We start from the raw sequence: 24,526 nt of genomic DNA, 5'->3' as shown, positions 1-24,526 counted from the left end.
GACCCGTCCCGCCCCTCCGGCACCTCGCACGGGCAGAATGTCCGTATGCGCATCGACCTCTCTTCCGCCCCCGGCGATCCGGAACGCCCCAACGAGGACTGGCTGTCGGCCGCGATACCCGCGTCGGGCGGCGGAGTCCTGGTCGCCCTCGACGGGGTCACCCCGCCACCGGGCGAGGTCGGATGCGTGCACGGAGTCCCCTGGTTCGCGGCCCGGCTCGGCGGCCGATTGACCGAACTGTCCGGATCGCGGCGGGACATGCCGCTCGACCGGGTCCTCGCGGAGTCCATCGCCGCCACCGCCGACGCCCACCGCGAAACCTGTGACCTTTCTCACGTCCGCACTCCGCAGGCGACGGTGGTCATCGTCCGCTGGGACGAGTCCTGCGTCGAACACCTGGTGCTCTCGGACTCCGTACTCCTCCTCCAGGCGCCCGGCGGCGAGGTGCGCGCGGTCCTCGACGACCGGCTGGACCGCATCCCGCGCGAGCAGCTGCGTACGAACGCCTCGGCGGACCTGCTGCGCAACGCGGAGGGCGGTTTCTTCACGGCCGCCGCGGACCCGGCGGTGGCCGCCCGCGCGGTGACCGGGCGCACGCCCCGCGCCGAGGTCCGGGCGGTGGCGGCGCTCACGGACGGGGCGAGCCGGTGGACGGACACCTTCGGGGAGGGCGACTGGGCCGAGTGCCTGGCCGTGCTGCGCAAGGAGGGCGCCCAGTCCCTGATCGACCGCGTCCGGACCCTGGAGACGGACCCCGCCCGGCAGCACGGCCGCGGCAAACGGCACGACGACGCCTCGGCGGCTTACGCGGAGCTGTAGGGGGCGGACGGGGAGGGGGCGGCGGCGGCCTGGGGTGGCGGCGAGCCGCTCCCGCCCCCGCCCGGCTCCTCCCCTGCTCCCCTACTCCACGCCCGCGTTCAGCTGGTTCAGCAGCCGGGCCAGCTCCGCGACCTCGCCGCGGTCCCAGTCCGCGAGCTTGCGCATGTACTGCTCGCGCCGGGCGTCGCGGACCCGCAGGAAGCGTTCCCGGCCCTCGTCCGTGAGCCCGACCAGGAAGGCGCGGCCGTCCGCCGGGTCCGGTTCGCGGGCCACCAGGCCCAGCACCTCCAGCGCCCGCAGCTGCCGGCTCATCGTGGCCTTGCCGACCCCGAAGTACCCGGCCAGCTCGGTCGCCCGCTGCCGGCCGGCGGCCTCCAGGCGGACGAGGAGCCCGTACGCGGCCGGTTCCAGCTCCGGGTGCAGCTCGCGCGCCATCTCCCCGGACGAGGCGCGGGCGCGCCGGAGGAAGACGGACAGCTCCCGCTCCAGGGCAAGGAACTCCTGGTCTTCGCTCCCGTGCACGTGTCCCGCTCCTTCGGTGGTGTGTGGGCCACCAGTATTTCGCAGCGGGTACGCCGAGGGCCCGGGGCCCCGCCGGTCGGCGGAATCCCGGGCCCTCGGGCCTTTCGTCGGGGTGGGGCGGATCAGGCGACCGCGGTCACCGTGACCGCGTCGGGGACCAGGGCCAGCGCCAGGACCTGGCGGACATCCGTCACCGGGTGCACCTCCAGCCCCTCCAACACCTCGGCCGGGACGTCGTCCAGGTCGGCCTCGTTGCGCTTGGGGATGATGACGGTGGTCAGCCCGGCCCGGTGCGCGGCCAGCAGCTTCTGCTTGACCCCGCCGATGGGCAGCACCCGCCCGGTCAGCGAGACCTCGCCCGTCATCGCCACGTCCGTGCGGACCTGCCGCCCGGACAGCAGCGAGGCCAGCGCCGTGGTCATCGTGACGCCCGCGCTCGGGCCGTCCTTGGGCACCGCGCCCGCCGGGAAGTGGATGTGCACGCCCCGGTCCTTCAGGTCGGCGACCGGGAGCTCCAGCTCCGCGCCGTGCGAGCGCAGGAAGCTGAGCGCGATCTGCGCCGACTCCTTCATCACGTCGCCGAGCTGCCCGGTCAGCGTGAGCCCGGCCGCGCCCGTCTCGGGATCGGCCAGCGAGGCCTCCACGAACAGCACGTCCCCGCCCGCCCCGGTCACGGCGAGGCCGGTGGCCACGCCGGGCACGGCGGTGCGCCGCTCGGCCGGATCCTGCGCGGACTCCGGTACGTGGTGCGGCCGCCCGATCAGCGCCCGCAGCTCGCCGGACCCGATCCGCACCGGCAGCTCGCGCTCTCCGAGTTCGTGCTGGGATGCCACCTTGCGCAGCAGGCGGGCGAGGGAGCGCTCCAGGGTGCGTACGCCCGCCTCGCGGGTGTACTCCCCGGCCAGCTTGCGCAGCGCCTCGTCCTCCAGGACCACTTCCTCCGCGCCGAGGCCGGCGCGCTCCAGCTGGCGGGGCAGCAGGTGGTCGCGGGCGATGACCACCTTCTCGTCCTCGGTGTAGCCGTCGAGGCGCACCAGCTCCATGCGGTCGGCCAGGGCCTCGGGGATGGCCTCCAGGACGTTCGCGGTGGCCAGGAACACCACATCGCTCAGGTCCAGTTCCACCTCCAGGTAGTGGTCCCGGAAGGTGTGGTTCTGGGCGGGGTCGAGCACCTCCAGCAGCGCGGCCGCCGGGTCCCCGCGGAAGTCGGAGCCGACCTTGTCGATCTCGTCGAGCAGGACGACCGGGTTCATGGAGCCGGCCTCCTTGATGGCCCGGACGATCCGGCCGGGCAGCGCGCCCACGTACGTACGCCGGTGGCCGCGGATCTCGGCCTCGTCGCGTACTCCGCCCAGCGCGACGCGGACGAACTTGCGGCCCATGGCGTGGGCCACCGACTCCCCGAGGGAGGTCTTGCCGACCCCCGGAGGGCCTACGAGCGCCAGCACGGCCCCGCCGCGGCGGCCGCCGACGACGCCCATCCCGCGCTCGGAGCGGCGCTTGCGCACCGCGAGGTACTCGGTGATCCGGTCCTTCACGTCGCCCAGCCCGGCGTGCTCGGCGTCCAGGACGGCGCGGGCGCCGCGGATGTCGTACTCGTCCTCGGTCCGCTCGTTCCAGGGCAGTTCGAGCACGGTGTCCAGCCAGGTGCGGATCCAGGAGCCCTCGGGGGACTGGTCGCTGGAACGCTCCAGCTTCTCGACCTCCTTGAGCGCGGCCTCCCGTACCTTCTCGGGCAGGTCGGCGGCCTCGACGCGGACCCGGTAGTCGTCGGACTCCTCGCCCTCCTTCTCGCCGCCGAGCTCGCGCAGTTCCTTGCGGACGGCCTCCAGCTGGCGCTTGAGCAGGAACTCCCGCTGCTGCTTGTCGACCCCGTCCTGGACGTCCTTGGCGATGGACTCGGCGACGTCCTGTTCGGCGAGGTGGTCGCTGAGCGCCTTCACCGCGAGCTTGAGCCGCGCGATCGGGTCGGCGGTCTCCAGGAGCTCCACCTTCTGGGCCGTGCTCAGGAAGGGCGAGTACCCGGAGTTGTCGGCGAGCGCCGAGACCCCTTCGATCTGCTGCACCCGGTCGACGACCTGCCAGGCCCCGCGCTTCTTGAGCCAGCTGGTGGCGAGCGCCTTGTACTCCTTGACCAGCTCGGTGACGGCCCCGGGCAGCGGATCGGGGACGCTCTCGTCCACGGTCTCGCCCTCGACCCAGAGCGCAGCCCCGGGCCCGGTGGTCCCGGCCCCGATACGGACCCGCCCGCGCCCCCGGATCAGCGCCCCCGGGTCCCCGTCCGACAGCCGTCCCACCTGCTCCACGGTGCCCAGCACCCCGGTCCCGGTGTACTTCCCGTCGACCCGCGGCACGAGCAGCACCCGCGGCTTCCCGCTCCCGGCGGCAGCCTGAGCCGCCTCCACGGCCGCGCGGGCCTCGGAGTCGGTCAGGTCCAGCGGTACGACCATTCCAGGCAGCACGACCTCGTCGTCGAGCGGCAGCACGGGCAGGGTGAGCGTTACGGACGTCGAAGCCATGATCTTCCCTCCGGCAGTGAAGTTGAGCTATGCCGACTCAATGCACGTGCGCGCCCCAATGTTCCCCAACCCCCGTTCGCCGGGGGCGAACAGGGGTTGGGGCAGCCGTCCGCTCCAGGGGCCCGGTAGCCGGGACCGGGGGCCGACGGCGTTGTCAGTGGCCCCTGCGACGATCCGCGGACATCACCACGAGCGGGAGAAGAACATGGGTACCTGGGACGTCGGCCCCTTCGACAACGACACCGCCGCGGACTTCTGCGGAGACCTCGACGACGCGCCGGAGAACGAGCGCGAGGCCCGCATCCGCAGCGCTCTCGGGGAAGCGATCGACACGCTCGACTACCTCGACCAGGACATCGCCGTGCAGGCGGTCGCCGCGGCCGCGCTGGTTGCCGCACAGTGCCCCGGCGGCACGCCCGTCACCACCCCCTACGGCCCGGACCTGCCCCTGCCCCGGCTCTCCGGCGACCTGCGCGCGTTCGCCGTCAGGGCCCTCGACCGGGTGGTCACCGAGCCCTCCGAGCTCATGGAGCTCTGGGAGGAGGCGGAACGGCCCGGGCCCTGGCGGGCCGGCATCGGTGAACTCCGGGCCGTCCTCGCACCGCAGCAGGCGTAGGTACGGACGTAGGGCTCGGCCGTCTCTTTCGGATCTTGTCGGTCGAGCCCGCGTCGTCCGGTGCCGTGCCTCGGTGCGCTGCCGGCCTCAGGCCGCCGAGATCTGGATGTCGCCCGAGTTCGTCTTCACCGACAGGCGGGCCGGGGCCGCCGGGTCGGTGGGGACGGTGACCTTGCGATCGCCCGAATCGGTGGAGATCTCGACCCGGTACGGGGCCGAAGGGACCTTCAGCTTCGCGTCGCCCGAGGTGGAGTCCACCGTGACCGAGGCAGGAGCCTTCGAGAAGGCCAGGTCGACGGCGCCGGAATCGGAGCGGGCCTCCACGGTCTGGCCGGCCAGGTTCCCGGCGGAGATGTCGCCGGAGGAGGTACGCACCTTCAGCGGCCCGGCGATCCCGTCGGCCTTGACCTCGCCGGAGGAGGTCACCAGGTCGGCCGCGGCCACCCCGGCCACCGTGATGTCCCCGCTGTCGCTGTGGAGTTCGACCTTGGCGGAGGCCGGCACCTCGAGGCGGTAGTCGACGGCGCACCTGCCCGAGCAGTCCCCGTTGGTGAGGGTCAGCACTCCCCCCGAGACCCGCTGGGCGGGCTCGGGCTTCGTGTCGCCGTGGTAGCGCACGGTGCGGTGGACGACGACACCCGGCCCGGAACCGACGGTGACCTCGATGTCGCCGCTGTGCGCGTCCGGCACTTGGACCGCGGTGACGGCCTCCGCGACGGTGGTGTCGGAGGCCGCCTTCTTCTCCGGGCCCAGGGAGAGGGAGAAGGAGCAGCCGGTGAGGAACAGGCCCGCGGCGAGGGCGACGGCGGTCGAGGTGACGGCGGTACGAGCAGTCAGGGTCATGAGGACGATCGTCCCCGCGGACCGGGTGCGGCGGCCATGGGGGCCACGCCCGGATCCCGGTGGGGTTATCCCCCGGGACCGGCGGAAGCGGGACCCGCGGAACCCCTACGAACCGGCCCCGGCCCCCGTCACCACCGGCCGGTCCGGTGACGGCATGCCCCATTCGCTCCAGGAGCCGTCGTACACCGCGAGCCGCCCGTACCCGGCGAGGTCCGCGCCGAGGGCGAGGACGCAGGCCGTGACCCCGGATCCGCAGCTGAAGTAGAGCTGCTCCCGGTCCCCCGCCACCGCCCCGATCGCCTCGCGGAGCTCCGCTGCGGGGCGCATCAGGCCGTCGGCGTCCTGGAGTTCCCCGAACGGCAGGCTGAGCGCTCCCGGCATGTGGCCGCCGCGCAGGCCCGGGCGGGGTTCGGGGGCGGTGCCCGCGAAGCGCTCGCGGGTGCGGGCGTCGAGCACGGCGGCGGCCGGATCGGCCAGGGCCGCCGAGACGGTGGCGGCGTCCACCAGGAGCCCGGTGCGGGGGCGGGCGGCGAAGGAGCCGCGGGGGCCCTCGTACGCCGCCGCGCGCTCCTCCACCGGCCGTCCGGCGGCGAGCCACGCGGGGAGCCCGCCGTCGAGGACGGCGACCCGGTCGAAGCCCATGGCGCGCAGCATCCACCAGGCGCGGGCGCTGGAGTAGATCCCGGCGCCGTCGTACGCGACGACGGTGCTGTCCTCGTCGACCCCGAGGGCGCGCATGGCCCCGGCGAAGGCCTCGGCGCCCGGCATGGTGTGCGGGGCGGCGGCGGTGTGGTCGGACAGATCGCCGTCGAGGTCGAAGGGCCGGGCGCCGGGGATGCAGCGGCCGCCGTCGCGGTGAGCGCCGACGGAGGCGTCGAAGACGACCAGCCCGGGGGCCCCGAGGCGCTCGGCGAGCCAGTCGACGCCGACCAACGGGCCGGGCGGCACCAGGGAGTGGGAACGGACCGCGCTCATACGACACCTCCGGAAGAAGCCAACGGGCCTCACCCCGCCGGCCCCTTCCGCCCCATCCTCCTACGAGGCTTCGCGAGTTGCCGGGGCGGGCGGCCGACCGGGCCCACGGGCAGCCCGGTTGGGGTCAACGGACCGTGCCGGCCGTCCAGGCCGAGATCTCCGCGGCACCCCGACGGACGGCCCCCTCCTGGTCGCGGGCGAGCTTCCCGCAGGCCGCGGCGACGTCCGGCAGGCCGTCCGGTCCCTCGCACGCGTCATGCACCCCGGTCTGCAGCCAGTCGGCCTGGTCTCCGTCGGCCTCGACCACCGCGAGAGCGATGAGCCGCACCGCGGCCGCCGTCCCCGTTCGGGCCAGGGCCTCCGCCGTCTGCCGCGTCACCGCGATGTCCTGGGCGTCCAGCAGCAGCCCCACCAGCGCGCCCGCAGCTTCCGGAACATCGGCGAAGGCGGCCAGATCACGCCCGGCGCGGGCACGTCGTATCCACGAAGGGGACGACGCCTCGCCCAAGGCCGACTCCAGCCCACCCGTCATCTCCGGCACGACCAGACGGTCTCACGCCCCGCGAAGAAGATCGGATCTGGGGCCTAGGCGGACGCGGCGGACGGCTACGGAACGGCCCCCGCGGCTACGCCTACCGGCAGCCGCCCGGCCTGGCGAAGAGGGCCACTCGGGCGCCGCGGACCTCCGTCACCGAGCACAGGTCGAAGGAGGAGACCAGGGTCTGCCGTTTCACCGCCTCCGCCGGGTCCCCGTCCAGCGGTTGGCCCGACGGGTCCAGCAGGGCCACCACCCGTTCGGTGGCGGGGTCGAGCAGGGCCTCGCGGATCTCCTGCGCGGTCCGCTCCACCCCCTGGAGGCTCCGCGAAGCCGCCGGGGTGCGGGCCAGGGCCGGGTCGCGCAGGGACCCGTAGACCTCCGGCGAGGACAGCAGCCATTCGCGCCGCCGTGCGGGCATGAAGAGCACCGCGTCGCCCGGCCGGGCCCGCTCCCGCACCGCCGCCGCCACGGCGAGCGCGTCGTCCTTGCGGCTCTCCGGGGTACGCAGCCACGCGGACCAGAACCCCACCGGGACCAGGAGCACCACGGCCACAAGCCAGGGCCACCGGTCCCGGGCCCGCACCGGCCGCCGCACCTGCGCCAGCCGGGTCCCCGCGAGGAGGGCGGGACCGGCGAGCGAGTAGAGGACGTACCGGTCCACGTACCAGGGGTGCACCAGCGAGACCGCGAGCAGCACCCCGGGCGGCAGCAGCGCCAGCGGCAGGGCCACGCGTACGAGGTCCCGCGCGGCCGCGGCGGCCGGCGTCGCCCGGCGCGGCACCAGGAGCAGCACCGCCGCCGCGAGCACCCCGTAGGCCGCCCAGTCCTGCCAGCCGGGCCGGCCGAGCCAGCCCAGCTGCTGCTGCGCCTGCCGTGCGCTGACCAGCGCGAGCGGCAGCAGCCCGGCCACGACGGCGGCGGCGCTCCACCGCCAGCCGCGCGAACGCCACGCGGTGAAGGCGTGCGCGGGCAGGGCCAGTACGGCGAACTCGTGCAGCCAGCACCCCAGCACCAGGACCACGGCGTAGCCGACCCACCGCTCGCGCAGCATCAGGTACGTCGCCCAGATCACGGCCGCGGCGACGAGGGCGTACGAGCGCCCCTCCTGGGCGTACATCTGCACGGGCGGCAGCACGGCGTACCCGACCCCGGCGAACAGCGCGGCCCGTTCCGCGGCGCCCCGTTCCACGGCGGGCCGGCCCCGGGACGGCTGGTCCGCAGGCGGCCGGCCTCCGGACAGGCGGTCCGCAGGCAGCCCGTCCCCGGACGGCCCGTCCCCCGGCGCCCGCCGCACCGCCAGCCGGTGTGCCACCGCGGCCACCCCGGCCGCGGCCAGGGCGGTGGCGGCCACGGAGGGCAGGCGCAGCGCCCACAGGCCGGCGGAGGCCTCGTCCGCGCCGCCGCCCGTCACCGCGAAGACCGCGTGCATCAGCAGGTAGTAGAGGCCGTGAACGGCGTCGACCTGGCCGAGGAGTTCCCACAGCGCACCGAGCGGGCGGTGTGCGACCTGCCAGGTGACGGACTCGTCGCGCCACATCGAGCCGCCGCGCGGGAGGCCCCAGAGGCCGAGCGCGAGGGCGGTGAGCGGCGGCAGCCAGCGCCAGAGGGCGAAGCGGCGGATGTCGGGCCTCCGGGTGCTATCCGTACGGGTGGTGCCGACTCCATACTCGGGGTTCGAGCCGAATACCTGCGGGGGTGGGACGTGCGAGCACGTGGATGGCGAGTCGGTCTGGTGGCCGCGACCGTGGCACTGGCCCTTGCACCGGCCCTGACCGGGTGTTCCTCCGACGGGTCGAAGGACGGGGCCGGCCCGAAGGCGACCCCGTCGGGCCAGGTCCTGACCCCGGGCCCGGGCGGCGGCTCCGGAGCGCCCACGGCCACCCCGGGCGGGAGCCCGGACCCGAGCGCGACGGGCTCGGGCGCGGGCACCGGCGGGACCGGCACCACCCCGCAGCCCTCGGCCGGCGGCTCCGTGCCCGCTCCCGCCCCCAGCGCCTCGGGGCCCTCCTCCACCGCGACCCTGGTCACGGTCACCCGGAGCGGGGGCATGAAGGGGCAGACGAGCAGTCTGGTCATCAAGGGCGACGGATCGTTCCTGCGGCTCGACGCCCAGGCCAAGGCGGTCTCCGGGGACAAGCTCTCGGCGGCGGCCCTGGCGAAGCTGCGGACCGCCCTCCAGGAGGCGGACTTCGCCCACCTCCCCCGGATCTCGATGCCCGACCGGCCCGTGGCCGACGCGTTCACGTACGCCTTCGCGTACGGCGGCTACGAGGTCGCCGCGGCCCAGACCACGCTCCCGGCCCCGTTGTCGAAGGTCCTGGGCGCCCTGCCGCCCTTCGACCCGCGCTAGGCCGACTCTTTCGGATCTTGCCGGGTCCGAAAGAGACGACCTGGCCGCGCCGCTACAGCCCCGTCCCCGCCACCGTGATCTCCCGTAGCCGCCGGTCCAGGTACCCGCGCAGCAGGGCTGCCATGTCCACGCCCTCCGGATCCAGGACCCACTGGATCTGGAAGCCGTCCATCACCGCGAGGGTCTCCCGGCAGACGGCCTCGCAGTCCGTCCCGGGCCGCAGTTCGCCGCGCGCTACGCCCGCTTCCAGCAGGTCGACGCTGTAGCCGAGGACCCGTGCGTAGCGGCGGCGGAAGTAGTCGTGCGCGGGGTGGCCCGGGTTCCCGGACTCCCCGACCAGCGTGTTGAACATCCGTACGAGGCCGGGCCGGCGGGCGTTGTCCTCCGCGAGGGCGACGACGGCCGCGAAGTGGGCGGCGACCGAGGGGACGTCCTCGGCGGGTTCGGCGAAGAGCCGGTCCATGTCGTGCTGCTCGCTCTGGCCCAGGACCGACAGCAGCAGGTCCTCCTTGCTGCGGAAGTGGTGCAGCAGGCCGCCCTGGGTGATCCCGCAGTCGTTGGCGATCCGGGCGAGCGAGGAGGCGTGGAAGCCCCATTGCGCGAAGTGCTCGACCGAGGTGTCGAGGATCTTCTGGCGGCGGGCGTCGCCGACCGCGTAGCTGCCCCGACCCCGCGCCGACGGCGCCTTCGGGGCCGCGTCCGGGGCCGTTCGGTCCTTGTCCTGTGCCGTTCGGCCCTTGTCCTGTGCCATGCCGACCACCCTAGACGCAGTGCGTTTTCGGCCACGCCGGGAGAGTGACCCAGGTCACCAAACCAAAACCTAGTAGGTGCATGGTTTTCGCGCTTACGGTGAAAATGCCGGGTCGGCGACGAGGCCGATCGCGGGAACGCTGGAGTACCCCATGACGCTCACGCAGGACGCCAGAGGCACACACCGAACCGAAGACCGGCCGGATCAGGCCACCCCCGCCGACGCACCCGCCAAGCTGATCTTCGGCTTGGTCGCCGCTCAGCTCGGCATCTGCATCGCCGTCTTCACGCCGATCGTCGTGACCCTGGCCCTGCGCGTCGCCCAGATCGTCCCCGAGGCCGAACGCGGCGCCGCCCTCGGCAAGGTCCTCTCCGTCGGCGCGCTCCTCGCCCTCATCGGCAACCCGCTCTTCGGCGCCCTCTCCGACCGCACCACCAGCCGCTTCGGCCGCCGCCGCCCCTGGCTCGTCGGCGGCATGGCGGTCGCCGCCGTCGGCCTGACGGTGGTCGGCCTCGGCTCCAGCGTGCCCACGCTGCTCATCGGCTGGGCCATCGCGCAGCTCGGCTGCAACGCCGCCCTGTGCATGGTCACCGCCTGCATCCCGGACCTGATCCCGGACCACCAGCGCGGCCGGGTCTCGGGCATGGTCGGCATGATGCTGTCCGTCTCGATGGTCGCGGGCAGCTTCCTCGCACAGGTCTTCACCGACAACATGGCGCTGGCCTTCATCGTCCCCGCCGTCGTCGGCGTCCTCGGGGTCTGCGTCCTGGCCTCGGTGATGCCCGACCGGCCGGCGTGCGCCGCGTCCGTGGCCCCGTACAGCTTCAGGGAATTCCTGCACAGCTTCTGGGTCAACCCGCGCAAGAACCCGGACTACGCCTGGAACTTCGCGAGCCGGTTCCTGGTCTTCATCGGCATCGCCTGCGTGACCAGCTACCAGGTGTACTTCCTGATGGACCGCCTCGGGGTCGCCGAGGGCGACGTCGCCTCGAAGATGTTCACCACCACCCTGGTCACCGTCGGCGGCGTGGTCGTCGGCTCCCTCGCGGGCGGCTGGCTCTCCGACTCCACCGGCCGCCGCAAGCCCTTCGTGCTCGCCTCCGCCTTCGTCATCGGCGTCGGCCTGTTGCTGATCGCCACCGCCGGCACCTTCGGGATGTTCCTCTTCGCCGTAGCCGTCTTCGGCTTCGGCGAGGGCCTCTACCTCGCGGTCGACGTGGCGCTGGCCGCCGCCGTGCTGCCCGACCCCGCGAGCGCCGCCAAGGACATGGGCGTGCTCAACATCGCCAACGCCCTCCCCCAGTCGCTCGTCCCGATGCTCGCGCCCTTCGTCCTCGCCATCGGCGGAGGGGGCAACTACGGAGCCCTCTTCCTCTTCGGCGGCATCGCGGCGGCCGTCGGTGCGGGGCTCGTCCAGCTGATCCGCTCGGTCAATTGAATCCTCCCCTCCCTAAGGGGAGGGGATTCCTGGCTCACTTCGCCTGCGGCCCGGCGGGCGCACAGGTCTTACAAGATCGACACCAGCCGGGTTGAGACCAGCCCGGACCAGCATCACGCGGGCGGAGTTCTTGTCCCGGGGGGACACGGCTCCACACACGGTGCAGGTGTAGGAACGTTCTGAGAGAGGTAGTGCGTGCTTGGTTCTCGCTCCGCACTGCGCGCAATCCATAGTGGTGTGCGCGGGATGGACAAGGTGCACGATGCGCCCGTGCTTACGGGCCATCTCGATCAGGGCCCTCTTAGCGCCGCCAATCGCCGCGTCTGCCGCCTTCCGCGCCATGGTCGACTTGGCAAGGAACTTCGGCTGGAAGTCCTCCACCGCCAGCACATCGTGGTCGCGGACTACGGACTTGGCCCACTTGCGACCGGTGTCCTGCCGCTGCCGGGCCACCTTCTTGTGGAGCTTCGCCGTCAGCTTCTTAGCCTCGCGGTAGCCCCTCGAGCCCGACTTGCCCTTCGCCGGTTTCCGGCGGGCCATCATCCGCTGATAGCGGGCGAGTCCGGCGGCCGCCTTCTTGCCGTGCGCGGGGTACCGGAGGTCGTGGGCGTCGCTGGTGGTGGTCGCGGTCTCCCGCACACCCCAGTCGATCCCGATCACCGCGCCCGTCTCCGGGAGCGGCTGCACTTCGGCGGGGACGACGAAGGAGGCGTACCAATGGCCGAGGCCGTCACGATAGATCCGCACAGACGACGGGTCCGCCGGGAGATCGCGGGACCACACCACCGTCAGGATGATGCCGCCCGCAAGATGCAGGCGGCCGTCCTTGATGCGGAAGCCGCGCTGGGTGTAGTTGAGGCTCGGATCCGCCTTGGCCTTCTTCTTGTACTTCGGCATCCCGGCCCGCTGCCGCACCGGCAACCGGGCCTTGATGTCCTTGAGCGCCTTGGCGCGGGACTTGCCGAAGTCCCGGATGAGCTGCTGCTGCGGAACGCTGCTGCCCTCACGCAGCCACCCGTTCACGCTGCGGGCCCCCGTCAGCATCCTGTCCAGCCGCGCCGGACCACACTCCTCGCCCGCGGCACCAGCCTTCTTCGACTGGGCGCAGCACTCGTTCCAAATCCACCGGCACCGCGCCCACTCCGCATCCAGAGCGGCACGGGCAGAGGAAGGCACGCGAAGCCTGTAGGTGTACCGGACATACCCGGCATCCCCAGCCATCCGCGCTCTCGTCACGTCAGCAACCTAAACGAGGCCACTGACAATCCAGGAAAGTGCAGACCACAACAGATGCGCAGTGCGCTCCGCCGCATCGCGGCTCCGAGTCAAGGACCCATTCCTCACCGGGCTGAAGCCCGGGGCACCCTGGGAGAAATCAGGTGACCGCTCCCCGGTCCAGCTCCTGCGGCGTGGCGAACGGCCCCGCGACTGCACCCCCGACAGCCCCCGCGACCGGCACCGCACCCGACTCCGCGGCACTCCCATCCACCCCTCTCAGGAGCCAGCCCATGACCACCGCCTCCCACGGCCTGCCCGCCTACAAGGACTCCGCGCTCCCCGTCGACCGGCGCGTCGAGGACCTGCTGTCCCGGATGACCCTGGAGGAGAAGGCCGGCCAGCTCTTCCACTCGATGCTGATGATGAACCCGGACGGCACCCCGGTCACCGAGACCGACGGCTCGATCCTCCCGTTCACCACTCCCGAGCTGATCGAGGGCCGCTTCCTCACCCACTTCAACCTCCTCGGCTCCTACGGCGCCCGCGAGATGGCGATGTGGCAGAACGCCGTCCAGGAGATGGCCGCCGCCACCCGCCTCGGCATCCCGGTGACCCTCTCCACCGACCCGCGGCACTCCTTCACCGACAACGTCGGCGCCTCCTTCAACGCCGGCGCCTTCTCCGCCTGGCCCGAGGCCATCGGCCTCGCCGCGATCGGCGACCCGGAGCTGGTCTTCGCCTTCGCCGACATCATGCGCCGCGAGTACCTCTCCGTCGGTTTCCGCGTCGCCCTGCACCCGCAGATAGACCTGGCGACCGAACCCCGCTGGGCGCGCCAGTCGGGCACCTTCGGTTCGGACGCGAAGCTGACGGGCGAACTGGTCCAGGCGTACGTACGGGGTCTGCAGGGCGAGGAGCTGGGCGCGGGCTCGGTCTCCGCGATGGTCAAGCACTTCCCGGGCGGTGGCCCGCAGAAGGACGGCGAGGACCCGCACTTCGCGCACGGCAAGGAGCAGATCTACCCGGGCGGGCTGCGCGAGCACCACCTGGAGCCGTTCAAGGCGGCCATCGCGGCCGGCTGCTCGCAGATGATGCCGTACTACGGCCAGCCCATCGGCACCGACTGGGAAGAGGTCGGCTTCGGCTTCAACAAGGGCGTCGTCACCGGCCTGCTCCGCGAGGAGCTCGGCTTCCAGGGCATCGTCTGCACCGACTGGGGCCTGCTCACGGACTCGACGATCTTCGGCGAGAAGCACCCGGCCCGCGCCTGGGGCCTGGAGCACCTGTCCACCGCCGAGCGGACGGCGCGTTCGCTGGAGGCGGGTTCGGACCAGTTCGGCGGCGAGCAGTGCCCCGAGGTCATCGTGGAGCTGGTCCGCTCGGGCCGGATCCCCGAGTCCCGCATCGACGAGTCGGTACGGCGGCTGCTGCGCGAGAAGTTCGTCCTCGGCCTGTTCGAGAACCCGTACGTGGACCCGGACGCGGCGGCCGAGACGGTCGGCCGGGCCGACTTCGCGGCGGCCGGCGCGGCGGCCCAGCGGCGCTCTCTGACGGTCCTGACCAACACCGGCGGGATCCTCCCCGTCACCTCCGGCCCCGCCGCCTCCGCCTCCGCCTCCGCCAGGCCGAAGCTGTACGTCAAGGGCGTGGACGAGGCCGTCGCCGCCGGGTACGGGGACCTCGTGTCCGACCCGGCCGGGGCGGACCTGGCCGTGCTGCGGCTGCGCACCCCGCACGAGCCCCGCACGAACATCTTCGAGTCCTTCTTCCACTCGGGTTCGCTGGCCTTCCCCGAGCCGGAGCTCACGGAGATCCTGGCCCTCCTGGACACCGTGCCCACCCTGGTCTGCATCAACCTGGAGCGGGCCGCGGTGATCCCCGAGATCGCGGAGCGGGCGGCGGCGCTGATCGCGGATTACGGTGCTTCGGACGCCGCGCTGCTGGACGTGGCCTTCGGGCGGGCGGTGGCCGAGGGGCGCCTGCCCTTCGAGCTCCCGCGCTCGATGGAAGCCGTGGCGGCATCCCGCCCGGACGTCCCGAACGACACGGTCGATCCCGTGTTCCCGTACGGGCACGGGCTGCGCCTCTGACCCTGCGGGGCCTGCCCCCTCTCCCCTCTGCCCCGGACTCCGCGCCTCAATCGCCGGCGTGGCTGGAATTTCCAGCCACGCCGGCGTTCGAAGCGGAACCCCCTGTTGAACCCGTCATAGCCGGAGGCCAGCCGCTCCTCTACGCTGCACCCCTATCCACGCGGGATCTTCAGGGGCGGGACATGGAACAGACGCACACCACCACCCACAACGGCGCCGCGGCCACCCCCGGCGCGCAGCGCCGGGTGCTCGTCGTCGAGGACGACCACACCATCGCCGAGGCCATCGCGGCCCGGCTGCGCGCCGAGGGCTTCCAGGTGCAGACGGCCGCCGACGGCCCGGCCGCGGTCGCCGCGGCCGAGAGCTGGCTGCCGGAGCTGCTCGTGCTCGACGTGATGCTGCCGGGCTTCGACGGCCTGGAGGTCTGCCGCCGGGTCCAGGCGCAGCGGCCGGTCCCGGTGCTGATGCTCACCGCCCGGGACGACGAGACCGACATGCTGGTCGGGCTCGGGGTCGGCGCCGACGACTACATGACGAAGCCCTTCTCGATGCGCGAGCTGGCCGCGCGGGTCCACGTACTGCTGCGAAGGGTGGAGCGGGCCACGCTGGCCGCGCACGCTCCGCGCGGGGCCACGCTGCGCCTGGGCGATCTGGAGATCGACCACGCGCAGCGCCGGGTACGGGTGCACACGGAGGACGTGCACCTGACGCCGACCGAGTTCGACCTGCTGGTGTGCCTGGCGGGGACCCCTCGGGCGGTGCTCTCACGGGAGCAGTTGCTGGCCGAGGTCTGGGACTGGGCCGACGCTTCGGGGACCCGTACCGTCGACAGCCACATCAAGGCCCTGCGCCGGAAGATCGGCGCCGAGCGGATCCGTACGGTCCACGGCGTCGGGTACGCCCTGGAGACCCCGGCGCAGCCGTGAGCCGCCCCGGCGGGGAGCGCGGCGTCAGCCGCTCCGGTGGAGCCGGTGCCGGCACCGGGGGGCTGCGGCCCTTCTCACCGTTTTCGATCAAGACCAAGCTGGGCACGCTCGTCGTGGTGTCGGTCTTCATCACCACGGGTCTGCTGATGGTGGCGATGCGCACCGCCACCGAGGTCCGCTTCATCACGGTGTTCTCGGTGATCGCCTCGATGCTGATCACCCAGTTCGTGGCGCACAGCCTGACGGCTCCGCTGGACGACATGACCACCGTGGCGCGTGCGATATCCCACGGGGACTACACGCGCCGGGTGCGCGGGGCGGGCCGCCGCGACGAGCTGGGCGACCTGGCCTCCACCATCAATCTGATGGCGGACGACCTGGAGGCGGTGGACCGGCACCGCAAGGAGCTCGTCGCCAACGTCTCGCACGAGCTGCGCACCCCGATCGCGGCCCTGCGGGCGGTACTGGAGAACGTGGTCGACGGGGTCTCCGCCGCCGATCCGGAGACGATGCGGACGGCGCTGAAACAGACCGAGCGGCTCGGCCGGCTGGTGGAGACCCTGCTGGACCTGTCCCGCGTGGACAACGGGGTGGTGCCGCTGCGGGCCCGCCGCTTCGAGGTGTGGCCGTACCTCTCGGGGGTGCTGAAGGAATCGGGGCTGGCGGCGTCCGGCCGGCCGGGGCTCTCCTCCGGCTCGGGCGGGCACACCCGCAACGACGTCCACCTCCACCTCGACGTGTTCCCGACCGACCTGGCGGCGTACGCGGACGCCGAGCGGCTGCACCAGGTGGTGGCGAACCTGATCGACAACGCGGTCAAGCACAGCCCGCCGCACGGCCGGGTCACGGTCCGCGCGCGAGCCGGCGACGCGCCCGGGAGCCTGGCCCTGGAGGTCCGGGACGAGGGTCCGGGAATTCCGGAGGAGGAGCGCCACCGGGTCTTCGAGCGGTTCAACCGGGGCAGTGCCCGGGGTGGTGACGGCGGGACCGGGCTGGGCCTGGCCATCGCCCGCTGGGCGGTCGGGCTGCACGGCGGGCACATCGGGGTGGCCGAATCGTCACGGGGCTGCCGCATCCTCGTCACGCTTCCGGGCAGCTCACAGGCGCCGGGTTGACGTAGGGTTCTGGTGGGAAGGACATGATCTCGGCCACACATACCGGGGTCCGTCAGGGGTGCGAGGCCTAGGGGGTCGCAACCGCGGTGCCTCCTGCCCGAACCACGCTTGTTTCCCGCCATTTCAAGCGGTGAAACCCGCCGTTCGGTGTGACCTACGCGACGGAAGTCCCGCCCGGTCTGCATCACACGGCCCGGGAGGCGTAGCCTTTATTCCCGCTGTCCATACCTTGTGAAGCGGAAGAGGGCGGTTGCCGCCGTGTCGCCACAGTCCCCCAGTAACTCGAGCACCACGACCGAAGCATCAGAGGGCGGGAAGAACCCCGCTCCAGGCTTCGGCGCGAATGAGTGGCTCGTCGACGAGATCTACCAGCAGTACCTCCAGGACCCGAATTCTGTCGACCGGGCCTGGTGGGACTTCTTCGCCGACTACAAGCCCGGGGGCGCCATCGCCCCCGTGAAGGCCGAAGAGCCGAAGAAGTCCACGCCGACGACGGATGGCGCCTCCGCACAGGCCGCCACCTCCGTCGTGCAGAACCCGCAGGCCTCCGACGCCGCCCCGGTGAGTGCCACGCCACCTTCTGCCGCCGCGCCCACGACGCCTGTGTCAGCACCTGCCCCTGTACCTGCCACCCCCTCTGGTGCCCCTGCTGTGACTGTCACCTCCCAGGCCCCGGCCGCCGCCGCACCGGCTGCCCCCGCCCCTCAGGCTCCGGCTCCCGCCGCCGCTCCCACTTCCGTAGCCGCCCAGAAGGCCGCGCCCGCCACCGAGGCCCCCGCAGGCCCCGCACTGGTGACGCTCCGCGGCCCGGCGGCTGCCGTGGTCAAGAACATGAACGCCTCCCTCGAAGTGCCGACGGCCACCTCCGTCCGCGCCGTCCCGGTGAAGCTGCTGTTCGACAACCGCATCGTCATCAACAACCACCTGAAGCGCGCCCGGGGCGGGAAGATCTCCTTCACCCACCTCATCGGCTACGCGATGGTGCAGGCCATCAAGGCCATGCCGTCGATGAACTACTCCTTCGCGGAGAAGGACGGCAAGCCGACCCTGGTCAAGCCGGAGCACATCAACTTCGGCCTCGCGATCGACCTGGTGAAGCCGAACGGCGACCGCCAGCTCGTCGTCGCCGGCATCAAGAAGGCCGAGACCCTCAACTTCTTCGAGTTCTGGCAGGCGTACGAGGACATCGTCCGCCGCGCCCGCGTCGGCAAGCTGACGATGGACGACTTCACCGGGGTGACGGTCTCCCTCACCAACCCCGGCGGCCTGGGCACCGTCCACTCCGTGCCGCGCCTGATGCCCGGACAGTCGGTCATCATGGGCGTCGGCTCGATGGACTACCCGGCCGAGTTCCAGGGCACCTCCCAGGACACCCTGAACAAGCTGGCCATCTCCAAGGTCATGACCCTGACGTCGACCTACGACCACCGGGTCATCCAGGGCGCGGCCTCCGGCGAGTTCCTGCGCATCGTCGCGAACATGCTGCTCGGCGAGAGCGGCTTCTACGACGACGTCTTCGAGGCGCTGCGCATCCCGTACGAGCCGGTCCGCTGGCTCCGGGACATCGACGCCTCGCACGACGACGACGTCACGAAGGCCGCCCGCGTCTTCGAGCTGATCCACTCCTACCGGGTGCGCGGCCACGTCATGGCCGACACGGACCCGCTGGAGTACAAGCAGCGCAAGCACCCCGACCTCGACATCACCGAGCACGGCCTCACCCTGTGGGACCTGGAGCGCGAGTTCGCGGTCGGCGGCTTCTCCGGCAAGTCGATGATGAAGCTGCGCGACATCCTCGGCGTGCTGCGCGACTCGTACTGCCGCACCACCGGCGTCGAGTTCATGCACATCCAGGACCCCAAGCAGCGCCGCTGGATCCAGGACCGCATCGAGCGCCCGCACTCCAAGCCGGAGCGCGAGGAGCAGCTGCGGATCCTGCGCCGCCTGAACGCGGCGGAGGCCTTCGAGACCTTCCTGCAGACGAAGTACGTCGGCCAGAAGCGCTTCTCCCTGGAGGGCGGCGAGTCCGTCATCCCGCTGCTCGACGCCGTCATCGACTCGGCCGCCGAGGCCCGCCTCGAAGAGGTCGCGATCGGCATGGCCCACCGCGGCCGCCTGAACGTCCTCGCGAACATCGTCGGCAAGTCGTACGCGCAGATCTTCCGCGAGTTCGAGGGCAACCTCGACCCGAAGTCCATGCACGGCTCCGGCGACGTCAAGTACCACCTGGGCGCCAACGGCACCTTCACGGGCCTGGACGGGGAGCAGATCAAGGTCTCGCTCGTCGCCAACCCCTCGCACCTGGAGGCGGTGGACCCCGTCCTGGAGGGCGTGGTCCGCGCCAAGCAGGACATCATCAACAAGGGCGGCACGGACTTCACGGTCCTGCCCGTCGCCCTGCACGGCGACGCGGCCTTCGCGGGCCAGGGCGTCGTCGCCGAGACGCTGAACATGTCGCAGCTGCGCGGCTACCGCACCGGCGGCACCGTGCACGTGGTCATCAACAACCAGGTCGGCTTCACCGCCGCCCCGGAGTCCTCGCGTTCCTCGATGTACGCGACCGACGTGGCCCGCATGATCGAGGCGCCGATCTTCCACGTGAACGGCGACGACCCGGAGGCCGTGGTCCGCATCGCGCGCCTGGCCTTCGAGTTCCGTCAGGCGTTCAACAAGGACGTGGTCATCGACCTCATCTGCTACCGCCGCCGCGGGCACAACGAGTCCGACAACCCGGCGTTCACGCAGCCGCTGATGTACGACCTGATCGACAAGAAGCGCTCGGTGCGCAAGCTGTACACCGAGTCCCTCATCGGTCGCGGCGACATCACCCTGGAAGAGGCGGAGCAGGCGCTCCAGGACTTCCAGGGCCAGCTGGAGAAGGTCTTCGCGGAGGTCCGCGAGGCCGCCACGCAGCCCGCGGTCGCCCCGGTCGCGCCCGTCCAGGTCGCGCAGGAGTTCCCGGTCACCGTGAACACCGCGATCTCGCAGGACGTCGTCAAGCGGATCGCCGAGTCCCAGGTCACCATCCCCGAGGGCGTCACCGTCCACCCGCGCCTGCTGCCGCAGCTGCAGCGCCGCGCGGCGATGATCGACGAGGGCACCATCGACTGGGGCATGGGCGAGACCCTCGCCTTCGGCTCGCTGCTGATGGAGGGCACCCCGGTCCGGCTGTCCGGTCAGGACTCCCGCCGCGGCACCTTCGGCCAGCGCCACGCGGTCCTCATCGACCGGGAGACGGGCGAGGACTACACCCCGCTCCTCTACCTGTCGGACGACCAGGCCCGCTACAACGTCTACGACTCGCTGCTCTCCGAGTACGCGGCCATGGGCTTCGAGTACGGCTACTCGCTGGCCCGCCCGGACGCGCTGGTCCTCTGGGAGGCCCAGTTCGGCGACTTCGTCAACGGCGCGCAGACCGTCGTCGACGAGTTCATCTCCTCGGCCGAGCAGAAGTGGGGCCAGACGTCCGGCGTCACGCTCCTGCTCCCGCACGGCTACGAGGGCCAGGGCCCGGACCACTCGTCCGCCCGCCCGGAGCGCTTCCTGCAGATGTGCGCGCAGGACAACATGACGGTCGCGATGCCGACGCTCCCGTCGAACTACTTCCACCTCCTGCGGTGGCAGGTCCACAACCCGCACCACAAGCCGCTCATCGTCTTCACCCCGAAGTCGATGCTGCGTCTGAAGGCGGCGGCGTCGAAGGCCGAGGAGTTCACGACCGGCGGGTTCCGCCCGGTCATCGGCGACTCCACCGTCGACCCGAACGCGGTCCGCAAGGTCGTGTTCTGCGCGGGCAAGGTCTACTACGACCTCGAAGCCGAGCGCGAGAAGCGCGGTATCACCGACACCGCGATCCTGCGCATCGAGCGCCTGTACCCCCTCCCGGGTGCGGAGCTCCAGGCGGAGATCGCCAAGTTCCCGAACGCGGCGAAGTACATCTGGGCCCAGGAAGAGCCGGCGAACCAGGGCGCGTGGCCCTTCATCGCCCTCAACCTGATCGACCACCTCGACCTGGCGGTCGGCGCGGACATCCCGGCCGGCGAGCGCCTGCGGCGCATCTCCCGCCCGCACGGCTCGTCCCCGGCGGTCGGCTCCGCGAAGCGCCACCAGGCGGAGCAGCAGCTCCTGCTGAACGAGGTCTTCGAGGCGTAACCGCTGCGCTCGGCCAGCACGACGGAAGGCCCGGCCCCCCCCTCACGGGGAGCCGGGCCTTCCGGCAATTCCGTGGCTGCTTCCAGCCCCACCGGGCAAAATCCAGCCCCGCCGGCGTTTGAGGCGCGGGTCTGGGCAGAGCCCGGGGAACGGTGGAAGGGCGGGTAGGGGACACTGCCCCGCGCAGCGGCCCCGAAGCGTCAGCCGACCGTGTACGAGGCCAGGTTCGGATGCGCCGCACACCAGTCCAGCCGCTCCCGCTCCACCGCCCCGCGAGCCACCGCGTACCGACCCCCCGGCGCCGGCACCCCGTCCATGCCCCGCTCGGCCGCAGCCATTGCGTCCACGAACACCCGGCCCCCGGCGGTGAGTTCCGGGCAGGACACCAGGACCGGCAGGACCACCGCCACCTGGCTGCGGATCCGCGCGTGCTGCGCCCACGCCCCCCTGGCCCCGTAGAGCGCGGCGCGCTGCCAGTACCCCGCCAGTGCCAAGTGCGCGTACGCGCCCCGCAGGATCCCCTCCAGCGGCCGCGGATCGGCCCGCCAGGGGGCCCAGTACCTCGCGGCGCGATCGGCGGTGTGCAGCGGGAACGCCCCGGCCAGCGCGGCCAGTTTCCCGTGCTGCACCTCGTGGACGAGGGCCGCGGCCAGCGTGGGCGGCGGCTGCGCCCGCGCCAGTACGGATCCCTGTGCCGCGGGCAGGGTCCCGCCGGACGGCCGGGCGCTGCCGGACAGCGGGACGACGGAGCGCAGCAGTCGGCCGGTCTCCTCCGCGCGGGCGGCGTCGTAGCGGTGCAGCAGGGTCAGGGCGCCCGACCACTGGGTGTCCCAGCGCTTGTGCCCCTTGGGGGTGAGCCGGCGGGCGGCGGGGACGGCCGCCGTGGCCCGGTAGGGGTCGAGGTCGTCGAGCGCGGTGTGCCCGTCGGGCAGTGCGTGCAGGGGCAGCACCGCCGGGTCGCCGGGGTCCCAGGAGTGCTCGGTGAGGGCGAGCGGGCCGGGGCGGGTCGGGCGCAGCAGTCCGAGCGTGGGCAGGACGAGGCGGCCGTTCGGGGCCCGCAGGGTGACTTTGAAGCCGATCCCGGCGCGCAGGGCCGCGGCGGCGGCGAGCGCCCCGAGGTGCCCGAGGTCGGCCGGTGGCCCGTACGGGGCGTGCAGCCGGCGCAGCGTCTCCTCGGCCCATGTCCCGGTGGCCGGATACTGCACCACGTCGGCGGCGGCCGCGGGGTCGCACCGCTCGGCTTCGTCGAGCAGGGCCCAGTGCTCGGCGGCCTCTCCCCCGGGTACGGCTTCGCGCACCTCCTGGAGCAGCCCCAGCCGCCGGTCCCGCCGTATGCCGCACACCAGCCGGGTCCCCTCGGCGGACGGCTCGGTGGACCCGAGCGCCCGCAGCACCCCGTCGATCGGCTCCGGGTGCCTCATCGCCTCACCTCCAGCCGTGGACCCTCCATCCCTGCCCTGGGGACGAGCTCCACGAACGGCGGAAAGCGGTCAAGTCCGCCCCCGGGCACCGGGCGGATTATCCTGGCGGGAAACACCCCACCACCGCACGGAGCCCGACTTGTACTTCACCGATCGCGGCATCGAGGAGCTGGCGAAGCGGCGCGGCGAGGAGGAGGTCACCTTCGAGTGGCTCGCCGAGCAGCTGCGCACCTTCGTCGACCTGAACCCGGACTTCGAGGTCCCGGTGGAACGCCTGGCCACCTGGCTGGCGCGCCTGGACGACGAGGACGACGACGAGGACGCGTGAAAACGGCCCTCGCCGCTCCCGCTCCATGACGAAGGGGCCCGACCGCTGATGCGGTCGGGCCCCTTCGTCATCGTCCCTGGGGACAAGGAGGACTAGGTCGCGATCAGGCGGCCTTGGTCTCCCAGAAGATGCGGTCGATCTCGGCGATGAGCTCCAGCGCCTTGGCGCCGGTCGCCGGGTCGTTCGACGCCTTGGCGGCCGAGAGGGCCTTCAGGGTGTCGTTGACCAGCGCGTGCAGCTGCGGGTACTTCTCGAAGTGCGGCGGCTTGAAGTAGTCGCTCCACAGCACCGAGACGTGGTGCTTGGCGAGCTCGGCGCGCTGCTCCTTGATGGTGATGGCGCGCGCGCGGAAGTCGGCGTCGTCGTTGGCCTGGTACTTCTCCTGCACGGCCTTGACGGACTCGGCCTCGATGCGGGCCTGGGCAGGGTCGTACACGCCGCACGGCAGGTCGCAGTGGGCGGAGACCGTGGCCTTGGGGGCGAACAGGCGGGAAAGCATGGGGTTTGTCCTCCTCGTGATCGTCTTCTCAAGGGGGAGATTACTCCGTGAGAGAGACGTTTTCGCGGCCGCCCCCATGCGGTTGGGACAAAAGTCCAGGGCGCTCCCCGGGGCGGTGAGCGAATGTACGGACGCGTGCGGCAGCATGCGAGGTGGGACGAGACCCGGCGAGCCGGGCGAGGAGGTCGGGTATGTCGGGGTCGCGCATGTCGGGGTCGCGCATGTCGAGGAGCGCGCGCTCGCGCCGGGGGACGCGGGAGTGGAAGTCGCCGCTCAGGCAGATCGGTGTCGTGGCGGTGCAGGGGCCTTCGATGGCTCCGACGCTGGAGAACGGGGACCAGGTGGTGGTCCGGTACGGGGCCCCGGTGCGGCGGGGCCACGTGGTGGTGCTGCGCCACCCGTTCCAGCAGGACCTGCTGGTCGTCAAGCGGGTGGCGGAGCGGCGGCCGGGCGGCTGGTGGGTGCTGGGCGACAACCCGTACAACGAGACGGGCGACAGCACGGACTACGGGCCGGTCCCCGACGAGCTGGTGCTGGCGACCGCGGTGGCGCGCTTCAGGCCCCGCCCGCGGCCGGAGCACGCGGCGCAGGATCAGCGCTCGCTGAGGGCGTGGCTCTCCTGGGCGGCCTCGGCGCTGCGTCCGCTGCGGGCGGACTCCTCGGCCTCCAGCCGCTTGCGGGCCCGGTAGGCGGCGACGTTGGCGCGGGTGGCGCACCGGTCGGAGCAGTAGCGCCGGGAGCGGTTGGTGGAGGTGTCCAGGTAGGCGTTGCGGCAGGGCGCCGCCTGGCAGAGGCCGAGCCGGTCCGGGCCGTGCTCGGTGAGGTGGAAGGCCAGCCCGAAGCACGCGATCGCGGCGTAGCCGGCGGAGGCGTTGGAGGGGTGGTCGGCCAGGTGGATGTGCCAGTCGGGGCCGCCGGCCTCGCCGAGCGTCTCGTGGCCGGAGACCTGGGGGCTGACGGGGAACTCCATGAGCAGGGAGTTCAGCAGGTCGACGGCGAGGACGTGGTCTCCGCCGTCGGCGGCCTCGAAGACGCTGCGCAGCCGGCCGCGGACGTTGCGGAAGCGGGTGACGTCGCCGTCCGTGACGCGGCGGGCCATCTGCACGCTGGCGCCGAAGAGCGCGCGGACGGCGTCCACGGAGGTCAGCGAGTCCTTGTTGCGGGCCGGCTCCTCGGTGTTGACCAGGCGCACGGCGTAGTCCGAGTAATGGGCCAATTCCACTTGTAGTCCTTACGGCTGCGGATTAGTCTCGCGGTAACGGCTGAGATAGGTACGAGGGTATTACGCATGGAGGACTTCGTGGCGGAAACCGCACGCTCCGGTACGGCAGGATCCGATACCGCACGCTCCGATACGACATCGCCCGACTGGCAGGCCTGGCAGGACAGCTGGGACCGCCAGCAGG

The 24,526-nt window shown here is 72.4% G+C and carries 21 protein-coding genes; 10 read left to right on the top strand and 11 right to left on the bottom strand.

Annotated features, from left to right (window positions below; all coding sequences use genetic code 11):
• Positions 1–45 precede the first annotated feature (45 nt).
• Positions 46–819, top strand: coding sequence for a hypothetical protein (locus OG490_RS25250; protein WP_330298557.1), 774 nt, complete (start codon positions 46–48; stop codon positions 817–819).
• 81 nt (positions 820–900) lie between these two features.
• Here OG490_RS25250 and OG490_RS25245 read toward each other — a convergent pair whose 3' ends face one another.
• Both OG490_RS25245 and lon read right to left on the bottom strand, forming a co-directional pair.
• The gene (locus OG490_RS25245) at positions 901–1,386 is read right to left on the bottom strand and encodes a MarR family winged helix-turn-helix transcriptional regulator (RefSeq protein WP_371619797.1); all 486 of its coding nucleotides are present in this window, start codon (positions 1,384–1,386) and stop codon (positions 901–903) included.
• A 77-nt stretch (positions 1,387–1,463) separates the two neighbouring features.
• Positions 1,464–3,860 (bottom strand): endopeptidase La, encoded by a 2,397-nt coding sequence (gene lon / locus OG490_RS25240; RefSeq protein WP_330298555.1) that lies wholly within the window; start codon positions 3,858–3,860, stop codon positions 1,464–1,466.
• A gap of 205 nt (positions 3,861–4,065) precedes the next feature.
• On the opposite strand from lon, the gene OG490_RS25235 reads away from it, so the two are divergent.
• The gene (locus OG490_RS25235; RefSeq protein WP_330298554.1) at positions 4,066–4,476 is read left to right on the top strand and encodes a DUF4259 domain-containing protein; all 411 of its coding nucleotides are present in this window, start codon (positions 4,066–4,068) and stop codon (positions 4,474–4,476) included.
• 87 nt (positions 4,477–4,563) lie between these two features.
• Here OG490_RS25235 and OG490_RS25230 read toward each other — a convergent pair whose 3' ends face one another.
• The 4 genes from OG490_RS25230 to OG490_RS25215 form a co-directional block, all read right to left on the bottom strand.
• Positions 4,564–5,319 carry a DUF4097 family beta strand repeat-containing protein gene (locus OG490_RS25230; protein ID WP_330298553.1) on the bottom strand — a complete coding sequence of 252 codons (756 nt, stop codon included), beginning with the start codon at positions 5,317–5,319 and terminating at the stop codon, positions 4,564–4,566.
• Between the two features lie 105 nt (positions 5,320–5,424).
• Positions 5,425–6,294 carry a sulfurtransferase gene (locus tag OG490_RS25225; protein WP_330298552.1) on the bottom strand — a complete coding sequence of 290 codons (870 nt, stop codon included), beginning with the start codon at positions 6,292–6,294 and terminating at the stop codon, positions 5,425–5,427.
• Between the two features lie 124 nt (positions 6,295–6,418).
• Entirely contained in the window at positions 6,419–6,826 is a 408-nt protein-coding gene (locus OG490_RS25220) for a hypothetical protein (RefSeq protein ID WP_330301061.1), read from the bottom strand.
• A 100-nt stretch (positions 6,827–6,926) separates the two neighbouring features.
• The gene (locus OG490_RS25215; protein WP_330298551.1) at positions 6,927–8,369 is read right to left on the bottom strand and encodes a hypothetical protein; all 1,443 of its coding nucleotides are present in this window, start codon (positions 8,367–8,369) and stop codon (positions 6,927–6,929) included.
• 195 nt (positions 8,370–8,564) lie between these two features.
• Here OG490_RS25215 and OG490_RS25210 point away from each other — a divergent pair, with 195 nt between their 5' ends.
• Positions 8,565–9,182: a hypothetical protein gene (locus OG490_RS25210; RefSeq protein WP_330298550.1), complete on the top strand. Its 618-nt coding sequence runs from the start codon at positions 8,565–8,567 to the stop codon at positions 9,180–9,182.
• A 52-nt stretch (positions 9,183–9,234) separates the two neighbouring features.
• Here the strand turns inward: OG490_RS25210 and OG490_RS25205 are convergent, their stop codons facing one another.
• Positions 9,235–9,933, bottom strand: a complete 699-nt coding sequence (locus OG490_RS25205; RefSeq protein WP_330298549.1) for a TetR/AcrR family transcriptional regulator — start codon at positions 9,931–9,933, stop codon at positions 9,235–9,237.
• A gap of 151 nt (positions 9,934–10,084) precedes the next feature.
• Here OG490_RS25205 and OG490_RS25200 point away from each other — a divergent pair, with 151 nt between their 5' ends.
• The gene (locus tag OG490_RS25200) at positions 10,085–11,371 is read left to right on the top strand and encodes an MFS transporter (RefSeq protein ID WP_330298548.1); all 1,287 of its coding nucleotides are present in this window, start codon (positions 10,085–10,087) and stop codon (positions 11,369–11,371) included.
• 12 nt (positions 11,372–11,383) lie between these two features.
• Here OG490_RS25200 and OG490_RS25195 read toward each other — a convergent pair whose 3' ends face one another.
• The gene (locus OG490_RS25195; protein WP_330301060.1) at positions 11,384–12,592 is read right to left on the bottom strand and encodes an RNA-guided endonuclease InsQ/TnpB family protein; all 1,209 of its coding nucleotides are present in this window, start codon (positions 12,590–12,592) and stop codon (positions 11,384–11,386) included.
• A gap of 287 nt (positions 12,593–12,879) precedes the next feature.
• Here OG490_RS25195 and OG490_RS25190 point away from each other — a divergent pair, with 287 nt between their 5' ends.
• The 4 genes from OG490_RS25190 (at position 12,880) to OG490_RS25175 (ending at position 20,872) form a co-directional block, all read left to right on the top strand.
• Complete coding sequence (locus tag OG490_RS25190) at positions 12,880–14,679, top strand: glycoside hydrolase family 3 protein (RefSeq protein ID WP_330298547.1); 1,800 nt, start codon at positions 12,880–12,882, stop codon at positions 14,677–14,679.
• A gap of 182 nt (positions 14,680–14,861) precedes the next feature.
• On the top strand, positions 14,862–15,605 hold the full coding sequence (locus OG490_RS25185; RefSeq protein ID WP_330298546.1) for a response regulator transcription factor: 744 nt from the start codon (positions 14,862–14,864) through the stop codon (positions 15,603–15,605).
• A gap of 62 nt (positions 15,606–15,667) precedes the next feature.
• A complete protein-coding gene (locus OG490_RS25180) occupies positions 15,668–16,720 on the top strand; it encodes a HAMP domain-containing sensor histidine kinase (RefSeq protein WP_330301059.1) in 1,053 nt (350 codons plus the stop codon).
• Positions 16,721–16,978: 258 nt separating this feature from the next.
• Complete coding sequence (locus tag OG490_RS25175) at positions 16,979–20,872, top strand: multifunctional oxoglutarate decarboxylase/oxoglutarate dehydrogenase thiamine pyrophosphate-binding subunit/dihydrolipoyllysine-residue succinyltransferase subunit (RefSeq protein WP_330298545.1); 3,894 nt, start codon at positions 16,979–16,981, stop codon at positions 20,870–20,872.
• A 200-nt stretch (positions 20,873–21,072) separates the two neighbouring features.
• On the opposite strand, the gene OG490_RS25170 is transcribed toward OG490_RS25175, so the two are convergent.
• Complete coding sequence (locus OG490_RS25170) at positions 21,073–22,293, bottom strand: aKG-HExxH-type peptide beta-hydroxylase (RefSeq protein ID WP_330298544.1); 1,221 nt, start codon at positions 22,291–22,293, stop codon at positions 21,073–21,075.
• A 139-nt stretch (positions 22,294–22,432) separates the two neighbouring features.
• Here OG490_RS25170 and OG490_RS25165 point away from each other — a divergent pair, with 139 nt between their 5' ends.
• On the top strand, positions 22,433–22,621 hold the full coding sequence (locus OG490_RS25165; protein WP_330298543.1) for a DUF6104 family protein: 189 nt from the start codon (positions 22,433–22,435) through the stop codon (positions 22,619–22,621).
• A 103-nt stretch (positions 22,622–22,724) separates the two neighbouring features.
• Here the strand turns inward: OG490_RS25165 and sodN are convergent, their stop codons facing one another.
• Positions 22,725–23,120 carry a superoxide dismutase, Ni gene (gene sodN / locus OG490_RS25160; protein WP_330298542.1) on the bottom strand — a complete coding sequence of 132 codons (396 nt, stop codon included), beginning with the start codon at positions 23,118–23,120 and terminating at the stop codon, positions 22,725–22,727.
• A gap of 206 nt (positions 23,121–23,326) precedes the next feature.
• Here sodN and sodX point away from each other — a divergent pair, with 206 nt between their 5' ends.
• A complete protein-coding gene (gene sodX, locus OG490_RS25155; RefSeq protein ID WP_443065977.1) occupies positions 23,327–23,809 on the top strand; it encodes a nickel-type superoxide dismutase maturation protease in 483 nt (160 codons plus the stop codon).
• Here the strand turns inward: sodX and OG490_RS25150 are convergent.
• Complete coding sequence (locus tag OG490_RS25150; protein WP_330298540.1) at positions 23,713–24,342, bottom strand: CGNR zinc finger domain-containing protein; 630 nt, start codon at positions 24,340–24,342, stop codon at positions 23,713–23,715. The genes sodX and OG490_RS25150 overlap by 97 nt on opposite strands.
• Positions 24,343–24,526: the final 184 nt, after the last annotated feature.

It is taken from the genome of Streptomyces sp. NBC_00503 (assembly GCF_036346895.1).
Classification (GTDB): domain Bacteria; phylum Actinomycetota; class Actinomycetes; order Streptomycetales; family Streptomycetaceae; genus Streptomyces.
Note: the sequence above shows the minus strand (reverse complement) of the source record. Positions and strands in the feature narration are given on the sequence as shown.

Coding starts and splice junctions, on each gene's coding strand:
- OG490_RS25250 (WP_330298557.1), top strand. CDS start 46: ATGCGCATCGACCTCTCTTCCGCCCCCGGCGATCCGGAACGCCCCAAC.
- lon (WP_330298555.1), bottom strand. CDS start 3,860: ATGGCTTCGACGTCCGTAACGCTCACCCTGCCCGTGCTGCCGCTCGAC.
- OG490_RS25235 (WP_330298554.1), top strand. CDS start 4,066: ATGGGTACCTGGGACGTCGGCCCCTTCGACAACGACACCGCCGCGGAC.
- OG490_RS25230 (WP_330298553.1), bottom strand. CDS start 5,319: ATGACCCTGACTGCTCGTACCGCCGTCACCTCGACCGCCGTCGCCCTC.
- OG490_RS25225 (WP_330298552.1), bottom strand. CDS start 6,294: ATGAGCGCGGTCCGTTCCCACTCCCTGGTGCCGCCCGGCCCGTTGGTC.
- OG490_RS25220 (WP_330301061.1), bottom strand. CDS start 6,826: ATGACGGGTGGGCTGGAGTCGGCCTTGGGCGAGGCGTCGTCCCCTTCG.
- OG490_RS25215 (WP_330298551.1), bottom strand. CDS start 8,369: ATGTGGCGCGACGAGTCCGTCACCTGGCAGGTCGCACACCGCCCGCTC.
- OG490_RS25205 (WP_330298549.1), bottom strand. CDS start 9,933: ATGGCACAGGACAAGGGCCGAACGGCACAGGACAAGGACCGAACGGCC.
- OG490_RS25200 (WP_330298548.1), top strand. CDS start 10,085: ATGACGCTCACGCAGGACGCCAGAGGCACACACCGAACCGAAGACCGG.
- OG490_RS25195 (WP_330301060.1), bottom strand. CDS start 12,592: ATGGCTGGGGATGCCGGGTATGTCCGGTACACCTACAGGCTTCGCGTG.
- OG490_RS25190 (WP_330298547.1), top strand. CDS start 12,880: ATGACCACCGCCTCCCACGGCCTGCCCGCCTACAAGGACTCCGCGCTC.
- OG490_RS25185 (WP_330298546.1), top strand. CDS start 14,862: ATGGAACAGACGCACACCACCACCCACAACGGCGCCGCGGCCACCCCC.
- OG490_RS25170 (WP_330298544.1), bottom strand. CDS start 22,293: ATGAGGCACCCGGAGCCGATCGACGGGGTGCTGCGGGCGCTCGGGTCC.
- sodN (WP_330298542.1), bottom strand. CDS start 23,120: ATGCTTTCCCGCCTGTTCGCCCCCAAGGCCACGGTCTCCGCCCACTGC.
- sodX (WP_443065977.1), top strand. CDS start 23,327: ATGTCGGGGTCGCGCATGTCGAGGAGCGCGCGCTCGCGCCGGGGGACG.